Annotated in this window: 14 protein-coding genes; 2 read left to right on the forward strand and 12 right to left on the reverse strand. The window is 49.2% G+C overall.

Annotated features, from left to right (window positions below; translation table 11 throughout):
* Positions 1 to 48 precede the first annotated feature (48 nt).
* The gene (gene splB, locus KP014_RS23160) at positions 49 to 1,119 is read left to right on the forward strand and encodes a spore photoproduct lyase (RefSeq protein WP_425517288.1); all 1,071 of its coding nucleotides are present in this window, start codon (positions 49 to 51) and stop codon (positions 1,117 to 1,119) included.
* 6 nt (positions 1,120 to 1,125) lie between these two features.
* On the opposite strand, the gene KP014_RS23165 is transcribed toward splB, so the two are convergent.
* The 12 genes from KP014_RS23165 to adhE form a co-directional block, all read right to left on the reverse strand.
* Entirely contained in the window at positions 1,126 to 1,839 is a 714-nt protein-coding gene (locus KP014_RS23165) for a cytochrome c biogenesis CcdA family protein (RefSeq protein ID WP_036589488.1), read from the reverse strand.
* Positions 1,840 to 1,924: 85 nt separating this feature from the next.
* The gene (locus KP014_RS23170; RefSeq protein ID WP_036589490.1) at positions 1,925 to 2,728 is read right to left on the reverse strand and encodes a metal ABC transporter permease; all 804 of its coding nucleotides are present in this window, start codon (positions 2,726 to 2,728) and stop codon (positions 1,925 to 1,927) included.
* 303 nt (positions 2,729 to 3,031) lie between these two features.
* Positions 3,032 to 3,781 carry a metal ABC transporter ATP-binding protein gene (locus tag KP014_RS23175; protein WP_036589491.1) on the reverse strand — a complete coding sequence of 250 codons (750 nt, stop codon included), beginning with the start codon at positions 3,779 to 3,781 and terminating at the stop codon, positions 3,032 to 3,034.
* 32 nt (positions 3,782 to 3,813) lie between these two features.
* A complete protein-coding gene (locus KP014_RS23180) occupies positions 3,814 to 4,776 on the reverse strand; it encodes a metal ABC transporter solute-binding protein, Zn/Mn family (protein ID WP_036589494.1) in 963 nt (320 codons plus the stop codon).
* A 207-nt stretch (positions 4,777 to 4,983) separates the two neighbouring features.
* The gene (gene metG / locus KP014_RS23185) at positions 4,984 to 7,020 is read right to left on the reverse strand and encodes a methionine--tRNA ligase (protein WP_090834194.1); all 2,037 of its coding nucleotides are present in this window, start codon (positions 7,018 to 7,020) and stop codon (positions 4,984 to 4,986) included.
* 244 nt (positions 7,021 to 7,264) lie between these two features.
* Positions 7,265 to 7,468 carry a hypothetical protein gene (locus KP014_RS23190; RefSeq protein WP_216700411.1) on the reverse strand — a complete coding sequence of 68 codons (204 nt, stop codon included), beginning with the start codon at positions 7,466 to 7,468 and terminating at the stop codon, positions 7,265 to 7,267.
* Between the two features lie 2 nt (positions 7,469 to 7,470).
* Complete coding sequence (yidD, locus tag KP014_RS23195) at positions 7,471 to 7,734, reverse strand: membrane protein insertion efficiency factor YidD (RefSeq protein ID WP_036597030.1); 264 nt, start codon at positions 7,732 to 7,734, stop codon at positions 7,471 to 7,473.
* Positions 7,735 to 7,736: 2 nt separating this feature from the next.
* The gene (locus KP014_RS23200; protein ID WP_036597031.1) at positions 7,737 to 8,192 is read right to left on the reverse strand and encodes a Fur family transcriptional regulator; all 456 of its coding nucleotides are present in this window, start codon (positions 8,190 to 8,192) and stop codon (positions 7,737 to 7,739) included.
* Positions 8,193 to 8,380: 188 nt separating this feature from the next.
* Positions 8,381 to 10,642 carry a copper amine oxidase N-terminal domain-containing protein gene (locus KP014_RS23205; protein WP_036597032.1) on the reverse strand — a complete coding sequence of 754 codons (2,262 nt, stop codon included), beginning with the start codon at positions 10,640 to 10,642 and terminating at the stop codon, positions 8,381 to 8,383.
* 727 nt (positions 10,643 to 11,369) lie between these two features.
* Positions 11,370 to 12,107 (reverse strand): pyruvate formate-lyase-activating protein, encoded by a 738-nt coding sequence (gene pflA, locus KP014_RS23210; protein ID WP_036597035.1) that lies wholly within the window; start codon positions 12,105 to 12,107, stop codon positions 11,370 to 11,372.
* A 149-nt stretch (positions 12,108 to 12,256) separates the two neighbouring features.
* Positions 12,257 to 14,518 (reverse strand): formate C-acetyltransferase, encoded by a 2,262-nt coding sequence (gene pflB / locus KP014_RS23215; RefSeq protein ID WP_036597037.1) that lies wholly within the window; start codon positions 14,516 to 14,518, stop codon positions 12,257 to 12,259.
* Between the two features lie 283 nt (positions 14,519 to 14,801).
* Positions 14,802 to 17,423, reverse strand: a complete 2,622-nt coding sequence (gene adhE, locus KP014_RS23220; RefSeq protein ID WP_036597038.1) for a bifunctional acetaldehyde-CoA/alcohol dehydrogenase — start codon at positions 17,421 to 17,423, stop codon at positions 14,802 to 14,804.
* A 1,065-nt stretch (positions 17,424 to 18,488) separates the two neighbouring features.
* On the opposite strand from adhE, the gene KP014_RS23225 reads away from it, so the two are divergent.
* On the forward strand, positions 18,489 to 19,205 hold the full coding sequence (locus tag KP014_RS23225) for a Crp/Fnr family transcriptional regulator (RefSeq protein ID WP_036597040.1): 717 nt from the start codon (positions 18,489 to 18,491) through the stop codon (positions 19,203 to 19,205).
* The last annotated feature ends 19 nt before the right edge of the window (positions 19,206 to 19,224 follow it).

Raw genomic sequence — 19,224 nt, forward strand, 5'->3', positions numbered from 1 at the left:
AAATAAGCATATCCCTTTTTGAAAAGGAGTGTGTGTGAGTTCATGACTGTGCTGACGCCAGAGCGTAGAGCCGCCCAAACGCCAAGGAAACCGACGAGCCTGTTTATTCCGGAACTGGTATATTTCGAGCCAGACGCGCTTTCTTACCCAAAGGGAGAGCAGATCATGGAATGGGTGCGGGATCATGGTATACCTTATCGTATGACCACTTCGCACAATCGGATTACCAATCTTCCCGGTGAAGGCGAACTGGAGCAGTACAAAATCGCCAAGCGGACTCTTGTCGTCGGCGTGCGCAAGACCCTTAAATTCGATCAATCCAAGCCTTCCGCGGACTATGCCATTCCCATCGCCACCGGCTGCATGGGACATTGCCATTATTGTTATTTGCAAACAACGCTTGGAGCCAAGCCGTATATTCGTATTTATGTCAACACCGGGGACATCATAGCTGCGGCCAAACGTTATATTGAGGAGCGCGCGCCCGAAATTACGACCTTTGAGGCAGCCTGTACCTCGGACCCGCTTGCGGTTGAACATATTACCGGCTCGCTTGCGGAACTTATTGCATTCATGGCTGAGGAGCCGCTGGGCAGGCTGCGCTTTGTAACCAAATTCCAGCATGTTCAGCCGCTGCTGGGCATCGCGCATAACCATCATACCCGCATCCGGTTTAGCGTCAACGCGGGCTATGTCATCCGTAATTTTGAGCCGGCCACCGCGCGTTTCGAGGAACGGATAGAGGCTGCCGGACAAGTGGCCCGCGCGGGTTATCCGCTGGGATTCATCATCGCGCCGATCATCTGGTATGACGGCTGGCAGGAAGGTTATGCCGAACTGCTGGCGAAGCTCGCGCAGGCGCTCCCTCCCGAAGCTGGGAAAGACCTGACCTTCGAAATGATCCAGCACCGGTTCACCAAGACAGCCAAAGCAGTCATTGAGAAGCGCTATCCAAAGACCAAGCTCGAGATGGATATAGAGAAACGCAAAAAGAAATGGGGCCGCTGGGGGCAAAATAAATACGTCTATCCCGACGAACAGCAAAACGCCCTGCGCGAATTTATCACAGAGCGTATTTTTGAGCATTTTCCGGCAGGCCGGATCGATTATTTTACTTAAGCTTCCCTAGAACTTAAGCCAACCTGGAGTAATACCCTGCAGCCAAATGGTAATGCGGAACATCTGATCCGTAAACAGCAGGATGCCCATCAAGACCATCAGCGCTCCGCCGATTTTCATCAGGGGACCCGAATACTTCAGCAGCCGCCTCGCCCCCCCAACGAAAAAGGCCAGCACGAAAAAAGGCAGCGCGAACCCGATGCTGTACGCCGTAATCAGCTTCAGCCAGGTTCCCGGTTCGCTCGCCGACAGGGCGATAATCGCCGTCAGGATCGGACCGATGCAGGGCGACCAGCCGGCGGAGAAGCCGATGCCGAAAATGAAGGAGCCGATATACCCCGTCGGTCTCCGGCTGAATTCCAGCTTACGCTCGCGCATAAGGAAGCGGGGCTGAAAAATGCCCAGTAGAAACAGTCCCATCACAATGATCAGGATGGCAGACAATTGGCGGATCAGCTCGCGCTGTTCGATGAAAAACTGCCCAAATACTCCGGCGCCGAAGCCTAGCGTATAAAAAACGGCCGAAAACCCCAGAATAAACGCCAGTGTATGGCTGAGTGTGCGAAGACGAGCTTCCCTTCTCTGTTCTCCCGTTCTTAGCTGCTGCACCGACAGCCCGGTTATGTATGATAAATAAGAAGGATACAGCGGCAGACAGCAGGGGGAAATGAATGAAGCCAGTCCGGCGGCCAAAGCGATTCCCGCGTTAATGTTGGACACAGCGGCATCTCTCCTTCAGTCACTTTGCCGGGAGCCCTCGGGCTTCCGGTTTTTGCTGCTGCATTCCCATCCTTCCCGGCAGATTCTACAGGCGAATTCCCTTTTTACCAGCCAGTGTCAGCGCGAGGAGGGCAATCAGCAGCAGAACAATCGTTGCGCCCGGCGCCAGATTCCAGATCCCTGCGATGACCAGCCCGATGACAACGGCGATTTCCGCTATAACAACCGATAAAATAACGGATATCCTAAAGCTGCGCGATAGCAGCAGGCTGATCGCCACCGGAATAGTCAGGAGCGCGGATACGAGCAGAGAGCCGACGATTTTGATCGCGGTGCTGATGACGAGTGCCGTCAGAACCGTGATCAGCACATTAAGCATCTTAACTGGCAGTCCGCTGACGCTGGCGGCGTCCTCCTCGAAGCTGAGCAGAAAGAATTCCTTGAAAAACACCGACATCACGGTTACCACCACAAGGGTTACGATGCCGACGACCAGAAGATCGGTATTGTCAAGCGTATAAATGCTTCCGAACAGGTAGCTGATGACATCGGCGTTATATCCTTTTCCCAAGGTAAAAAATAATGAGGCCAGCGCCACACCGCCCGACATAATAACGGCGATCGATAGTTCCGCGTAGCTTTTGTAGGCTTTACGGAGCTTCTCTATCCCGAAAGAAGCTGCGACGGCAAAGATCAGTCCCGCCCCCAGCGGGTAAAAGCCGGTCAAAAATCCGAGCGCCACCCCGGCGATCGTGACATGGGCCAGCGAGTCCCCAATCATGGACAGCCTTCTAAGCACAAGAAAAACGCCCATAAGCGGCGCCGTAATACCAATCAACAGGCCGCCCGCGAGCGCCCGCTGAAAAAAATCGCTGAACAAAATATCCAAAGTGAAGTTTCCCCTCCCAAACCCTCCCCACCGGGGAGGGCCCCAAGGGCTGCGCCCTCTGGACACCTGCAATTTTTGGCGAAGGTGTTCAGGGAGGCGCACCCTGGGTCTGTTTGACTCATGATCGCTTACGTCCCAAAAGGCGGGACACGCTTGACTTTTTTCGTACCTAGATTAAAAGCTTAAAGATTAAAGGCTTGATCGGCTAATGTTGTACAATGGCCGATCGTATATAAAGATCAAGATTAATACCTCCAATATTAATAACCTGATCGTCTTATGTTGTACAATGGCCGATCTTTATTATATGAGCGTATGCTGCAGGTCTTTGGCAGTGCAATTCTGAAGCTCATGCGAGTGGCGGGAATAGAAATTGATTTTGCCGTTACACTGCATAGGGTCCTTGCCAAGATAGTTTTCGATCATATCGATGTCATGCGAAACCATCAGGAATGTCATATGATGATGGGCATGCATATGCGTAATCAGATCGAAGAATGCAGCCTGCGTCTCAATGTCAATACCGACCGTAGGTTCGTCCAGAATGAGCAGATCCGGATGGTTAATCAGCGCCCGCGCCAAAAAGACGCGCTGCTGCTGGCCGCCGGACAGCATGCCGACCCGTTTGTTCTGAATACCCTGAATGCGCATAACTTCCATTGCGTCATCACACTTGCACTGCTCGGCACGGGAGATACGGCGAAATACATTTTTGTTGTTGTAAAGTCCGGACATGACTACTTCCCGTACCGTCGCCGGAAACAGCGGATTGAAGGCATTTTTTTGCGGCACATAACCGATTCGTTCCCAATCCTTGAACTTACGGACCGGTTGGCCGAACAGGCGGATCTCGCCTTCGGTTGCCGGAAGCAGGCCGACGATCATTTTAAGCAGTGTGGTCTTGCCGGCTCCATTCGAGCCGATAATGCCGACAAAATCACGTTCTCTCACAGTGAAATCCAAATCTGAAATGACCTTCTGTTCCCCGTAGGAAAACGATAGGTTCTGTATATCAATCATATGCTGATGGCAGTCCAGGGATACCGGTTGCATGGGAATCCCCCCTTTCACGTAGGCTTTCTCCCTTATTTTAAAGCCAGAATTAAATTTTGCAAATTTTTCTCCATGAGGGTGAAATAATTGTCATTGTTTTGCTGCTCCTGCTCCGTAAGCCCCTCCACCGGATTAAGCACCATAGTGGACACGCCCGCTTCGGCGGCCAGCGTCTTGGCCAATTTGTCCGAAACCAGCTCCTCGAAAAAGATATAACGAATACGCTCTTTTTTCACCAGTTCCGCCAGCTTCACCAAATCCTGCCCACGCGGCTCGGCATCCGGAGATAGGCCCATAATCGCGTGCTGGGTAAGGCCGTAATCGCGGCACAGATAGGCAAACGCCTGATGGGACACCACGATCTCTTTATTCGGGACCTTTGCCAGCTCCGTTTCGAACTTAGCGTCCAGCGCCTTTAAACGCTCCGCTACTTTACCGTAACGCTCTTCGTATCCGTCCTTATGCGCGGGATCAACCTGTACCAGGCTGTTTTTAATATTTTGGGCCATCAGAAGGGCCGATTTCGGGCTGACCCATGTATGCGGATCGGTATGGAGCGAGTCGCCGGATGCTTCCTCCCCATTTTCCCCGCCGTGATCATGGTCTTCCTCATCATCTGTCATAATATAATCGATGCCTTTGCTTACTTCGACCGCTTGCACCTTACTGCTGCTATCCAGACCCTTCAGGAAATTCGGAACCCAGCCCTCCAGGCCCGCACCGTTGTACAGGAACAGCTGCGCTTTGGAGGTATTCACGATATCTTGACTTCGCGGCGTCCAGTCATGTGGCTCCACGCCTACCGGCAGCAGATTGATGGCATTTACGTCTTCCCCGCCGATTTCCTGCGCAAATTCATAAATAGGGTAAAAAGTGGTAACCACGTTCACCTTGTCTTCCACGATTGTACCACTGCTCTTCGGACCGCAGCCGGACAGTAGTAGCGCCAGCAGTATAAGGGGAAGCGCCAGTCCCTTGATTCCTTTAGATGACATTTTGTGTGTTTCTCCTCCTGATCGTAAACTTTACTATTAGATTATAGTCGTAATCGTTACGATAAGTCAATCGCCTAATATTTATTCTTACGGTAATAGAGCGATTTATACTATTCTTTACTATCTTTAGTAGAAAAAAAGCAGCCCGGTCTAATGACCAAGCCGCTTTCGTAATTAAACTCTTAATCAAGCGTTTGCTTCTTCAATCTACTTTACAATTGCGCCGTTCGGCATCGAATCGGGTACCGTCGCAATCGTAAGCTGGTCACCCTTGGAAGCCGCCAAAATCATACCCTGCGACAGCTCGCCGCGCAGCTTCACCGGCTTCAGGTTCACAATACAGATCACCTTGCGTCCGACAAGTTCCTCCGGCGTATAGAACTTGGCGATGCCGGACACGACCTGGCGCTGCTCATAGCCGAGATCGAGCTGCAGCTTCAACAGCTTGTCAGCCTTCTTCACCGGCTCAGCGGCAAGCACCTGCGCGACACGCAGCTCGGATTTGGCGAAATCGTCGATACCGATTTCTTCTTTGTGCTCTTCTTCCGGATCGGCGGCTGCTGCTGTTGCCAGTTGCGCGCTAGCGGCTTCGGCTGCAGTTTCCGCGCCCGCCTCAGCCGCCTTCTTGCCCCCTCCCATCACGGAAGCGATGTAGGCAACCTCCTGTTCTACGTCCAGCCGAGGGAAGATCGGCGATCCCTTCACAAGCTTCGTGCCGGCCGGGATAAGACCGAACGTCTTACCGCTGTCCCAGGTGGTCAGCTCACCCTTTGCTATGCCAAGCTGCTCCCAGATTTTTGCAGGCGCTTGAGTCAGGAACGGTTGAAGCAGAATCGAAGCCGTCCGCAGCCCTTCGGCCAGATGTCTCATCACGGAAGCCAGTTCGCCGGTTTTGCTCTCGTCCTTGGCCAGAACCCACGGCTGCGTCTCGTCGATGTATTTGTTTGTCCGGCTGACGAGCGCTCCGATCGCGGCAAGCGCGACCGAGAATTCCATTTTCTCCATTGCTTCTTCCACTTTGGCGTAGGTAAGAGCAACCGCCGATTCCAATTCGCCGTCAAAAGCGGTTACCTGGCCTTCATAGGCAGGCAGTTCGCCGCCGAAATATTTGTCGATCATCGCAACGGTGCGGTTCAGCAGGTTCCCGAGGTCGTTGGCCAGGTCGTAGTTGACTCGGTCCACGAAGCTTTCGGGCGTGAATGTACCGTCAGAACCGAAAGGAACCTCACGCAGCAGATAATAGCGGAGAGCGTCGAGACCGTAACGATCGATCAGCGTTACCGGGTCCACGACATTGCCTTTCGACTTGGACATTTTGCCTTCCTTCATCAGCAGCCAGCCATGCGCGAACACTTTTTTCGGCAGCGGCTCGCCCAGCGCCATCAGAATAATCGGCCAGTAGATCGTATGAAATCTGACGATTTCCTTACTCATGAGATGAACATCGGCAGGCCAGAATTTATCATACAGACTGCGGTCTTCAGAGCCATAACCGAGAGCGGTAATATAATTGGTCAGAGCATCGATCCAGACATAGACTACATGCTTCTCGTCGCCTTTGACCTTAACGCCCCAGTCAAACGTAGTGCGGGATACCGCCAGGTCTTCAAGGCCCGGCTTGATGAAGTTGTTGATCATTTCATTCTTGCGGGATTCCGGCTGGATAAAATCCGGGTTCTCCTCGTAATACTGCAGCAGCCGATCCGCGTATTTGCTCATTTTGAAGAAATAGCTTTCTTCCTTCACCAGTTCCACGGGATGTCCGCTGTCCGGGCTTTTGCCGCCGATAATTTTGCCGTCCGCATCGCGAACGATATCCATAAGCTGCGTCTCCGTGTAAAAAGTTTCGTCCGAAATGCTGTACCAGCCTTCATACTCGCCTTTATAAATATCTCCCTGCTGGAGCAGCCGGTCGAAAATGTCCTGGACGACTTTTTTATGCCGTTCTTCCGTCGTGCGAATGAAATCGTCATTGGAGATGTCAAGCTTGCGCCATAAATCTTTGATGCCGACGACGATATCGTCCACGAACTGCTGAGGAGTCTTGCCTGCTTCCTCAGCCTTCCGTTCAATCTTCTGGCCGTGCTCGTCCGTACCCGTCAAATAGCGGACTTCATACCCGCGGAGCCGCTTGTAGCGCGCCATTGCATCGCCGGCAACCGTCGAATACGCGTGGCCGATATGCAGCTTATCACTCGGGTAATAGATTGGCGTTGTTAAATAAAAAGTGTTCTCCTGACTCATTTCCGTCATCCTTTCTTTTCTTGCAGCCGCAGCCGCACTGCCGGTGCACCCGGTCGGTTCCATGACACGATGCTTTCTTATTTCAAGCACCTGTGGAGCGCCGCACCTGTTCTTAAATGTTTTTGCCCGCAAAAAAACTCCCGCCCCCATATGGGGCGAGAGTTGTCTCACGCGTTACCACCCAAAGTTCCCCGGCCCCTCACGGAGCACGGACTTATTCAGTTCCCGCTGTGGGAACTGCCCATTAACGCTGGTCACGCCGCAGGCTTACGCGGAGGCTGGATGCAGCCTCAGATCGCTCGCGAGCGGTTCCTCCCGGACCATCTTCCATCTGACGTTCCAGACCGGCTTGCACCTGCCCCGGCTCTCTGTACTGGCGTCCCGATGTACTCATCCATTCGTCGGAAATACATTTATTATTGAAAATATAACCAATATAGCTCACCAATGTCAAGTAGGGCGTGCAGCTTCCTGGCTGGAAATCTTCTCTTGCACCGGAGGAACCGGATCAAGACCACCCGGATGAAAAGGATGGCACCGGGCGATCCGCTTGGCGGCAAGCCAGGAGCCCTTAAGAGGACCGTGCACTTCCACCGCTTCGAGCGCATACGCCGAGCAGGTCGGATAAAACCGGCAGGTAGCCGGCTTTAGCGGAGAGATGAACTTGCGGTAAACTTTGATTGGTGCTTGTACCGCTGTTCGTCCGATTCCCATAACTATTTCCCCTCTTCTCCGCGAGCCGCTTTATCCTCCAAGCCGGCCTCCTCACATTCCCTACAGTACCCGAACACTTCGAATTTATGCTTCACAACCCGAAATTGATCGGGCGTATCTGTCATATTCATCGGGCAGAAGGAAATGGGATACGTCTTCTGGCACTGCAAACATATCATATGATGGTGGTGATGGTCCTGACTGCAGTTGGCTTTAAATTTAATGCCGTCCTCAAAGACGATCTGCTCCAGCACGCCCATCTCTTCCATTACCCGCAGGTTGCGGTAGACCGTATCAAAGCTGAGCCCGCTGTACTTGCGTTCCATATGTTTATATACATCCTTGGCGGACAAATACCCCGTACTCTCGCCGAATAATTTGGCAAGCGTCTTGCGCTGGTCGGTGATTCGCAGTCCCTGCTCCGACATGGCTTCTAGTATTTCTTCTGTCGACAGCATAAGCTCATCTCCCAAAAGTAAAGGTTCAAGGTAAATAACCCCTCTTTTAATAATGCCCCAAAAATATGACGCCGTCAATGAAGCTCAGCTCACCGTCGGATTATGGGATTTTCTTCAAAAAAATTCCCGGCAAGCCGCTTTAACACGGGCTTTGCCGGGAAGATTTATATAATGCCCAGACGTTTTGGTTATTGTGCCTTCTGAGCCGGAAGCGGCATGAACAGCAGATTAACCGGCAAATTGCTTCCGGAAGCTGCGGTGAACATGATTTCTACCGTCTGCTCAAGATTACCGGTGCGGTACAGCACGCTGTTCTGGTTCGGCGCGTCAACGGCGCCCGCATTTGGAGCCTGAATGATGCCGCCATTTACCAGAAGCGGTCCCTGATATTTCCCGCCGCGCGGATTGAGCGTGATCAGCGTATTGGGAGCGACCCGGGTCAGAGTAATTTTGTAGACGACGCCGAAGTTGCCTGCGTTGGAAGCTACCGTACCCGTAAGCGCGTCCGTTCCCGGAAGATTTGGGTCGCTGTTGTTATCCCCGATCACCAATCTCGAAGGTGTCGCGCCTACCGGATCGGTTACCGTGATAATGCGGTTCGCATCCGAATATGTCCCGCGGTTATGTACACCGTCGCGATCCAGGTAACCAAGAGTTGGCAATGTAAGCAGCGGGTCCTTGGTAGCGTCAATCATGATTACGGAATATTTTACCGGGTAATCGCTGAATACATCGGACATGAGTGAAATAATCTGGCCCGGTTTCATCGTCACATTATTAATTGTGGTAAGAACCGCTTTGCTTTCTCCAGGCTGCAAGGTTACATTGCTATAAGCACTGCTTGACTGGATGGATTGAAAATACGTTTCGATAGACTTTTTGCCTGTTGCCGTAGGAATATCAAGCGGACCGCCAAAACCGGAACGCTGCGTTGTAATGGTAGCAGGATAAATGTTGTTGTTCGTTGCAATGACGTACATCTTCATGTTCGTCGACATCGAATTCTTATGGTGAACCATCAACCGGGTATCCCCCATCGCTGTCTCCTGATAGACAATACCTTCAGAATATACTGTTTCGGGGCTGTTGCTGCGGATCAGCGTCACGGGCTCGGAACCCGTAGTATAGGCGATCTTGCTCCAACTCGGTATTTCGCTTCCGTTGATCGTATAAATATCCCCCAGTGGCACGAAGAGTTTGTTGAAGTCCTCCTGGCTGTACAGCACTTCGTTGGTAATATTGATCGTCTTCTCGAAAGTGCTGCTGAGACCATGGGTATCGGTAACTGTCAGTTGAATAGAGACGGGACCAGGATTAAAGAAAGCCAGCGCCCGATTGGACCATGATTCCGTAAGCTGATCGCCGTCCGGGTCGGTACTGATATTCGTGATGGTGACTGGCTCACCCATCTTGTATTCGTCTTTATTAGTCGTAAACTGCGCCACCGGCGGCTGATTCGGCTTGAGAACGTTAATGGTTACCGAATACGGGTCACTCCACTGGCCGTTGGAATCCATAACTGAATAACTGACTGTATAATAGCCAGGCTGTTCAAAAATGTCCTGCCGTCCTTCCCAGCGCTCGTTGACAATCGTCGCACCGTTCGAGGCTGTACTGCTTGTCACATAATTAACAGTCGTTTCTCCCGCAAAAATCTCTGCTGGCTGTACCGTAAAGGAAGCTTTAGGCTTCGTCTGCAAAGTCAGGATGACACGCTTCTGCACGTTATCCACCGTATATGGGATTCCAAGCGCCTGAGTAATCGAGGTCAGCGGAACCATAAAGGTGTTTTTGTATTGGTAGGCTGGGCCTTTCATCGTTGTCGCCCTGCCGTTCACCGTATAAATCTTACTGTTTGTCTTGAAACGGAGCTCATTGCCGTCCTTCATGATAATCGTTTCTTTAGTCGCACCATTGTAGGTCAATTTCAGGCCCACGCGCTCCACCATAGCCCGAATAGCCACATTAGATACGCCATTCTTCACGGCCATTGGCTGGCCCGCCAAATATTGGACGCCATTCAGATACATCTTGTTGCTGTTCATCATCAGAACAAGCTGTCCCGCACCGGCGACACTAGCAGGAATCGGTACTGGCGAAGTTGCGGTCGGCTGAGGTGTGGCTAACGGTGACCCGGAGGCTGACGGTTGCGGAGTTACACCAGGCTGTTCCACCGCCGGCGATCCTTCCACGGTAGATGACGGCAAGGCCGAAGCGCTCGGCGATGCCGTTGGAGACGGCGACGTTGTTGGCGCTGGTGACACCGTTCCGGTAATCGCCGTAGCTGCAGCGGCTACTTTCGGCGAAGCAGAGGATACAGTATTGGCGACTGCGGACTTTGCTGCCGTCCCAGCCGGTATCTGTGTTGCGGATTCAGCAAATGCCGGAATTGCCGAGGCGGCTTGCGCCACCGTAAGTACAGCTATTAATGCCAATTTTCTAACGTTCATTAGTATGACTCCTTCTACTCCCTTTTTTGTAAAAATAAGAACTTGGATGGCGTGAACTCCGCCTATCTCTGATATTCCAGTCAAAAACACAGCCGCCTCAGGCGGCTAACGCTTTTGTCATGGCTTCCCCAAAACAAAACATAGTATTAGACGCAAACCCAGGCAAAAAGTTTCAGCAAAATGGAGAATATTTGCAAAAAGACATAAATTTCTTCCTGAAAAAGAATTAGTATAGTTCATATTGCTATCCCGAATTCGGAAATTTCGGAGAACTGCTACTTCTTCTATGTACTGTGCCGCCAAATTCATCAGTTGGCCATTCATTCTCTTTACTCTGTCACACCTACTGACAGTTGTTTCAGTAAAGCATCCATAAGCAGACGGTTCCGGATGTGAACACCGAAATCCTTAGTACGGTACCCAAGGTAACTTTTAATGGATCTCTCAGATTCCAGAGCGCTCGCACTTGTGGCTTCCCCCGCTCTAATCAAAATCATGGTATCCGGTAAGAGCAGAAACTCATCCCAATTTCCCAGGAAATCAAATGAAGGTTCGTGAGGCGATCTCCTAAGCATTCTCTAATCATGAAAAAAAGCCGCTTCATCTTCCGAAGAATATCGGACGGTGGAAGCAGCTTTTATTGTGCTCGGATGAATGACTCTCATTCGTTATTAATAATCGGAACCTCGCTCCGGAATCCCGATTTATATTCAGTAATGAAATAATTTTATACAAGAGCTGTCTGCTTGCGGCCTTCCTCGATAAGCTGGTAAGCTCGCTGCACTTCTTCATCGGAAGGACTTGGCACACCTTCAAGTTCGTAAGGCTTGCCAAGCATTTCCCACTTGTAGACCCCCATTTGATGATACGGCAAAATCTCGAACTTCTCTACACCATTCAACGTTCCGATAAAGCGTCCCAGATTAAGCAGATCTTCTTCCTTGTCATGAATTCCAGGTACATAGACAAGACGAACCCACATCTTGCGTCCATGATCCGATAACCAACGAGCCAACTTTAATGTACGCTCATTCGACTTACCAGTCAGCTTGAGATGAGCCTCCTCATCGATATGCTTGAGATCCAGAAGCACAAGATCCGTTACGTTTAGGAGATCCGTAATTTTATCTCCTTCGTTATATCCATTGGAATCCAGAGTCGTATGCAGATTCCAACGTTTCTTCACCTCGGTGAACAGCTGCTCCACGAACTTTGCCTGAAGCGTCGGTTCTCCGCCGGATACGGTCAATCCACCACCGGAGGTACGGTAATAATTTAGGTAAGGTTCGATTTCCTTAAGAATCTCTTCCACAGTTACTTCTCTGCCCTCATCTAAAGCCCACGTATCCGGGTTGTGGCAGTATTGACATTTCATTAAACACCCCTGCATAAATAAAATGAAACGGATACCAGGCCCGTCTACGGTTCCGAAGGTTTCCAGAGAGTGGATACGGCCTTTAATCATAGGAGGTCATCCTTTCTTCACGACTGGCTATCAATCAAAAAACTTAAAATTTTAACAATATCAGCACAAGATTTTACCGCCCTTGATCCAAGGGCGGTATCACCTTGCTTGTTACAGCATATTTTAAAGTTTAATACATCTTAGGCAACTTACATCGAACCGTGGAAAGTACGGTTAATAACATCAAGTTGTTGTTCACGAGTCAGCTTGATGAAGTTAACGGCATAACCGGATACGCGGATGGTGAGTTGCGGGTAGTTCTCAGGATGTTCCATAGCGTCCATCAGTTGTTCGCGGTTAAATACGTTAACGTTCAGGTGATGGCCTTTGCTGTGGAAATATCCGTCCATCATGGATACCAGGTTCGATTTACGTCCCTCTTCATCTTTACCCAGTGCCTTAGGTACGATCGAGAAGGTATTGGAAATACCGTCAAGGCTGTCTTCATAAGGCAGTTTAGCTACGGAACTCAGGGAAGCAAGAGCACCCTTCTTGTCGCGTCCGTGCATTGGGTTAGCACCCGGTGCGAAAGGTTCGCCTTTTTTACGTCCGTCAGGCGTAGTACCCGTTTTCTTGCCGTATACAACGTTCGAAGTAATCGTCAGAATCGATTGAGTCGGCAGGGAATCACGATAAGTTTGATGTTTGCGAATCATGTTCATGAAGGATTCAACCAGTTCAACTGCGATGCTGTCAACCGCATCGTCGTTGTTGCCGTAGCAAGGGAATTCGCCTTCGATTTCGAAGTCAATAGCGATACCTTGTTCATTGCGGATTGGTTTAACCTTGGCGTATTTAATAGCGCTCAAGGAGTCGGCAGCAACCGACAGACCAGCGATACCGCAAGCCATCGTACGCAGAATGTCGCGGTCATGCAACGCCATTTCGATACGTTCGTAGGAGTATTTGTCATGCATATAATGGATAACGTTCAGCGTATTGACATAAGTCTTTGCAAGCCATTCCATCATCGGTTTGAAGCGTTTCATAACTTCATTGTAGTCCAGAACTTCGGAAGTAACACGCGGGAATTCAGGTCCTACTTGAGCGCCGGACTTTTCATCCACACCACCGTTGATTGCATACAGCAGAGCTTTTGCCAGGTTAGCGCGAGCGCCGAAGAACTGCATTTGTTTACCGATGCGCATTGCGGATACGCAGCAAGCAATACCATAGTCATCGCCGTAAATCGGACGCATCAGATCATCATTTTCGTATTGAATCGAGCTGGTCTCGATGGATACTTTGGCGCAATATTTCTTGAATCCTTCAGGAAGCTTCTCGGACCACAGAACAGTCAGGTTTGGTTCCGGAGCCGGTCCCAGGTTGTACAGTGTATGCAGGAAGCGGAAGCTGTTCTTAGTGACGCGAGTTCTGCCGTCAACGGACATGCCGCCAATGGATTCCGTAACCCAAGTTGGGTCACCGGAGAACAGATCGTTGTATTCAGGCGTACGCAGGAATTTAACGATACGCAGTTTCATAACGAAATGATCAACCAGTTCTTGAGCTGTTTCTTCAGTCAGTGTACCTTCTTCAACGTCACGTTGCACGTAGATATCCAGGAAGGAGGATACACGGCCCAAAGACATAGCCGCACCATTTTGTTCCTTGATGGCAGCCAAGTAGCCGAAGTATACCCATTGGAAAGCTTCTTTGGCGTTGTTCGCAGGTTTGGAAATATCAAATCCGTGCGCGGCAGCCATTTCTTTCAGTTCACTCAGAGCGCGGATTTGCTCCGACAGCTCTTCGCGGAGACGAATGACACTTTCGCTCATGGAATCCACTTCAAGGTTAAGTTGTTCTTGTTTCTTTTCCTTGATTAGGAAGTCAATACCGTACAGAGCAACGCGGCGGTAATCACCAATGATACGGCCACGACCGTAAGCATCCGGAAGACCCGTGATGATACCTGCTTTACGCACAGCTCTCATGTCAGATGTATATGCATCAAATACGCCTTGGTTGTGCGTTTTGCGGATATTCGTAAACATGTCGACAATGCTGCTCGGAAGTTCGAAGCCGTATGCTTTAGTAGCATCGATCATCATCTTGATACCGCCGAACGGTTGGATCGAACGTTTGAAAGGCGCGTCCGTTTGAACGCCTACAATTTGTTCCTTGTCCTTGTCGATGTAGCCAGGTTTGTGAGAAGTGATGGTGGAAACCGTGTTAAGATCAATATCCCACACGCCGCCTCTTTCTCTTTCTTCCTTGCTCAATTGGGAAATAATTTTCCACAATTCGTTAGTGTTGCTAGTTGGACCTACGAGGAACTGTTCGTTGCCTTCATAAGGTTTGATATTCTTGTCAATGAAATCATTGACATTAACCTTCTTAGACCATTTGCCACTTACAAAATTGCGCCACCCCGACTTAATCTCTTGTACTTCTCTTTCAATCACCGACATGCTAATCCCTCCATATATTTATATGATTTGTAGAGATCGCGGGCTTGAAGGTTAATCCCGTGTCTCGTGATCCCATGCTGCTATTTGTAACAAAATTCACATTTGATGTTCAATAACTGGGATCTTATATAAACATCTTAGTTTACTTTCCCGAAGAAAACTGTGACAAATATCACCATATAGCATCTTTTTGGTGATATTTGTCACTTTAACCTCAATCCCAGTTTGAACTGTCAATGAGCTTGTTTCTTTATATATTTTAACCCTGATTTAGACCTAATAATTAGTTGTCAAATCTGCCGTAGAAGGCATTCCGGTATACGTCGGCAAGTTCGCTTACCAGCGGAAGCTTCGGATTGGCAGTTGTACATTGGTCTTCGAATGCGCGGTCTGCCAGGTAGTCTACGCGGGATTCGAAATCCTTCGGATCGAAGCCCAGTTGTTGGAACGATTCTTCGATACCCAGTTTTTTGTTCATATCGCGAATTGCGTTGATCAGGCTATTGACGCCTTCTTCCGTCGTGCGAGCCGGCAGTCCCAGAATACGGGCGATTTCAGCATAGCGCTCGTCAGCCACAAAGTGGGAATATTTCGGGAACGCAGCAAACTTCGAAGGTTTCTTCGCATTGTAACGAATAACGTGCGGCATCAGGATGGCATTGGTGCGTCCATGAGCCGTGTGGTATTGACCGCCCCATTTATGCGCCAAGCTGTGGTTGATGCCCAGGAACGCGTTGGCGAATGCCATACCGGCCAGCGTCGATGCGTTGTGCATTTTCTCGCGGGCAAGCTTGTCGGCTTCCAGAGCGGATTTCTCCAGGTATTGGAATACCAGTTGGATAGCTTTGATAGCCAGACCGTCGGAGTAGTCGCTCGCCATAACGGATACATACGCTTCGATGGCATGCGTCAGTACGTCCATACCTGTATCGGCAACGGCAGTCTTCGGCAGGCTGTATACGAATTCCGGATCGATGATGGCTACGTCAGGAGTAAGCTCATAATCGGCCAGCGGATATTTCGTGTTGTTGCCAGAAGTTTTGTCGGTAATAACCGCGAAGGAGGTTACTTCCGAACCCGTACCCGAAGTTGTCGGAATTGCAACGAATTTAGCTTTATTACCCAGTTTCGGGAATTTGTAAACCCGTTTACGGATATCCAAGAATTTTTGTTTCAAGCCTTCGAAGTCAGCATCCGGATGTTCGTAGAACAGCCACATTCCCTTAGCAGCGTCCATTGGGGAACCGCCGCCTAGAGCGATGATGCAGTCAGGCTGGAATCTGTTCATCATAGCCGTGCCTTTTTCCACCGTAGTTGTCGACGGATCCGGTTCAACTTCCGAGAATACTTCGATCGCTACAGGAGTTTGGCGTTGACGCAGATAGTGTTCTACTCTTTCCACGTAGCCGAGTTTAACCATCACCGGGTCGGTGATAATTGCAACACGAGTGATTTCAGGCATTTTGGCCAGGTACTGAGTTGCACCTTTTTCGAAGTAAATTTTATCCGGTACTTTAAACCATTGCATATTCACGGTACGACGATTCACCCTTTTCACGTTGATCAAGTTAATGGCAGTAACGTTTTGGGATACCGAGTTACGTCCGTACGATCCGCAGCCCAGAGTCAGCGAAGGGATGTTCGTGTTATAGAGGTCGCCGATCGCGCCATGAGTCGAAGGCGAGTTGACGAGAATACGTCCGGTTTGCAGACGGTTCGAGAACTTCATGATTACTTCTTCGTTGTTGGAGTGGATAGCAGAGCTGTGGCCCAGACCGCCGAACTCAACAACTTGTGCCGCACGTTCGATACCTTGATCGGCATTCTTAACTTTATAGCAAGCCAGAACCGGGCTCAGCTTTTCAGCGGACAACGGGTATTTAGTACCTACGCCTTCCAGTTCGGCGATCAGGATTTTGGTGCCTGCAGGAACTTGAATTCCGCACATTTCGGCGATTTTCACAGCGGATTGACCGACGATTACCGGGTTAACCGCGCATTTTTCCACGTTCATTGCGCCGTTGGTCAGCTTGGCAGCTTCTTCTTTGTTAACAAAGTAACAGCCGTTGGCGATCAATTTCTTCTTCACTTGGTCGAAAATCGGCTCTTCGATGATGATAGCCTGCTCGGATGCACAGATCATGCCGTTGTCAAAAGTTTTGGAAAGAATGATGTCATTAACCGCTTGATCGATATTAGCGCTCTTCTCAATGAAGGCAGGCACGTTACCAGGGCCTACGCCAAGAGCCGGTTTGCCGCAGCTGTATGCCGCTTTAACCATTGCGGATCCGCCTGTTGCCAGGATCAGAGCCACGCCGTCGTTGTTCATCAATGCGTTGGTTTTGTCCATGGTCGGTTGCTCGATCCATTGGATGCAGTTCTCAGGAGCGCCTGCTTTTACTGCTGCGTCATGCAAAATTTTTGCTGCTGCGGCACTACAAGCTTGCGCGGACGGGTGGAAACCGAATATAATAGGATTACGCGTCTTAATGGAAATCAACGCTTTAAACATCGTGGTGGATGTTGGGTTGGTTACCGGAGTGATGCCCATTACGATGCCGACCGGCTCAGCAATCTTTTGGAAGCTGTCGTAAACATTATCTTCAATTACGCCTACTGTTTTGTCATACTTGATTCCGTGCCAGATATATTCCGTTGCGAAAATGTTCTTCGTGATTTTGTCTTCATAAACACCACGGCCTGTTTCTTCAACAGCCAATTTTGCCAGGTACATGTGTTTGTCCAAACCGGCCAGCGCCATAGCATGAACGATTTTGTCAACTTGTTCCTGATCGAGAGCCATGAATGCTTCTTGAGCTTTCTTCGCTTTATCCACCAGAGTCTGAATATATTCTTCAGCGGTTGGTTGTTGCACTTGGGCGGCTACTTCATTCTTAACTGCCATTTCCCTCGTCCTCCTGTCAATTTGTGTGTTGTTCTTCTCTACAAAATTGATAATATCACATCATGTGCAACTTGTATAGTGAAATCTTTCACAAAGTACAAAAATTTTTTTCTTCTATTATAAAACCGCTTACACTAAAGAACTTTATTAGGGCCATCCTTCCTATATCTGCTTTTTTCTATGCTCATTACTCTCAGGATAACAATCGTTTTATAGAAGAAATCAATGCCTTTATCCGGAAATTGCATAGGTTGTCGCTTGTTAGTAGAACTATCTATGCTATTATTCCTAATTTTAAATTAAAACTGAGGAATTCTAGAAAAAGAAGCATTCGTGCTCCAACACGCCACCGATCCGGGATGCTTCAAACCATTCTGGATAAAATCCCGTTAAAAATAACTTCTTCATATAGTATGTATCAATCGTCCACAAGTATAACGGAAAGGCACGCAGCTGTTCAACAAACATGCTGCTCTGAATAATGGGATTCTGAATCATGCGGCCGGCTGCCGAGAAGCCACAGCATCCTCTCATATGAAAGAAAAGTAAATCACCGATTAGTTCCACACATTGATTCACGAGATACCCAACCTAAATTAACGCACTCCGTAAAAAAATCACTGAGCGATATTATGCCGCGTGCAGCCAAATTCGAAATGCTATTTCTATATGAAAAAGCATGGGCGTAAACGTATAGGTCTCCCAATTTGAATGGAACGCGTTCAGCATTCATCATAGACTCTATGCGTTAGTGTACATTGCCCTGACCAGGCGATGTCAGCTCTTAAAAAGTTGTGTCTTAAATCACATTCTACTTGCCTAAGGCTTAACCATGTTTTATATTAAGAAAAGCTATTTTCCCCCGTCTCGGGTAACGGATAACAGCGTTCATTGAAAAAACCTATTAGAAATCACACTAAAAATCACGCTTTTGAAGTGAAAATAATCACAATGTTGAAAATTAGACACTTTTTCCGTGATTTTTCCACCCACAATGAAGAATTTCATTGTATAATTAATTTAAAATTTATTGAAAAACTGAGGGAATAAAGGGGGATATCGATTATGAAAGATCATACGAATGTTATCGAAGCCCACGGAAACACTAACTGTTTCTCCGAACAAAACTTTAACAGACTGCTGGTAACGATGAAGGAACGGTTAGTTCCGGAAGGCTCTCATTTATTCTGGGAAGGCGACTACTCGGATAAACTGTTTTATCTCAAACGCGGACGCGTCAAGCTCACCAAGTCCACGGATGAAGGCAAGGAACTCATACTTTATATGTATCAAGCTGGCGACATGGTCGGTCAAGCCGATCCTTTCTTCAGCACGAAGCACAGCTTCACCGCCGAAGTGATCGAGGAAAGCGAGGTCGGTGTGATTGAACACAAAGATCTGGAAATTCTGATCTGCCAGCACTGTGATTTTGCCATCGACTTTATGAAATGGATGGGCATTCATCACCGCCTGACGCAGACTAAGTTCCGCGACCTGATGATGTACGGCAAACCGGGCGCGCTCTGCTCCACGCTGATACGTCTGAGCAACACCTACGGCGAGAAGAACGGCGACGCCATTCTGATTAACAAAAAAATTACGCATACCGACTTGTCCAACATGATTGGCGCGACACGCGAGAGTGTTAACCGCATGCTTAGCGATCTGCGCAAAAAAGACGCCGTAGAATACGAGAACGGCATGATTGTTATAAAAAATATTGAGATGCTGCAGGACATTTGCCACTGTGAGCTGTGTCCTAACGAGATTTGCCGAATCTAACATCCCCACTATTTTACCC

This window comes from Paenibacillus sophorae, from assembly GCF_018966525.1.
GTDB classification, from domain to species: Bacteria; Bacillota; Bacilli; order Paenibacillales; family Paenibacillaceae; genus Paenibacillus_AQ; species Paenibacillus_AQ sophorae.

What these genes read in the sequence shown, in the direction of transcription:
- KP014_RS23175 (WP_036589491.1), bottom strand. Translation starts at nt 3,781, where the DNA reads ATGCAACCGGTATCCCTGGACTGCCATCAGCATATGATTGATATACAG.
- KP014_RS23180 (WP_036589494.1), bottom strand. Translation starts at nt 4,776, where the DNA reads ATGTCATCTAAAGGAATCAAGGGACTGGCGCTTCCCCTTATACTGCTG.
- metG (WP_090834194.1), bottom strand. Translation starts at nt 7,020, where the DNA reads ATGAGTCAGGAGAACACTTTTTATTTAACAACGCCAATCTATTACCCG.
- yidD (WP_036597030.1), bottom strand. Translation starts at nt 7,734, where the DNA reads ATGGGAATCGGACGAACAGCGGTACAAGCACCAATCAAAGTTTACCGC.
- KP014_RS23200 (WP_036597031.1), bottom strand. Translation starts at nt 8,192, where the DNA reads ATGCTGTCGACAGAAGAAATACTAGAAGCCATGTCGGAGCAGGGACTG.
- KP014_RS23205 (WP_036597032.1), bottom strand. Translation starts at nt 10,642, where the DNA reads ATGAACGTTAGAAAATTGGCATTAATAGCTGTACTTACGGTGGCGCAA.
- pflA (WP_036597035.1), bottom strand. Translation starts at nt 12,107, where the DNA reads ATGATTAAAGGCCGTATCCACTCTCTGGAAACCTTCGGAACCGTAGAC.
- pflB (WP_036597037.1), bottom strand. Translation starts at nt 14,518, where the DNA reads ATGTCGGTGATTGAAAGAGAAGTACAAGAGATTAAGTCGGGGTGGCGC.
- adhE (WP_036597038.1), bottom strand. Translation starts at nt 17,423, where the DNA reads ATGGCAGTTAAGAATGAAGTAGCCGCCCAAGTGCAACAACCAACCGCT.
- KP014_RS23225 (WP_036597040.1), top strand. Translation starts at nt 18,489, where the DNA reads ATGAAAGATCATACGAATGTTATCGAAGCCCACGGAAACACTAACTGT.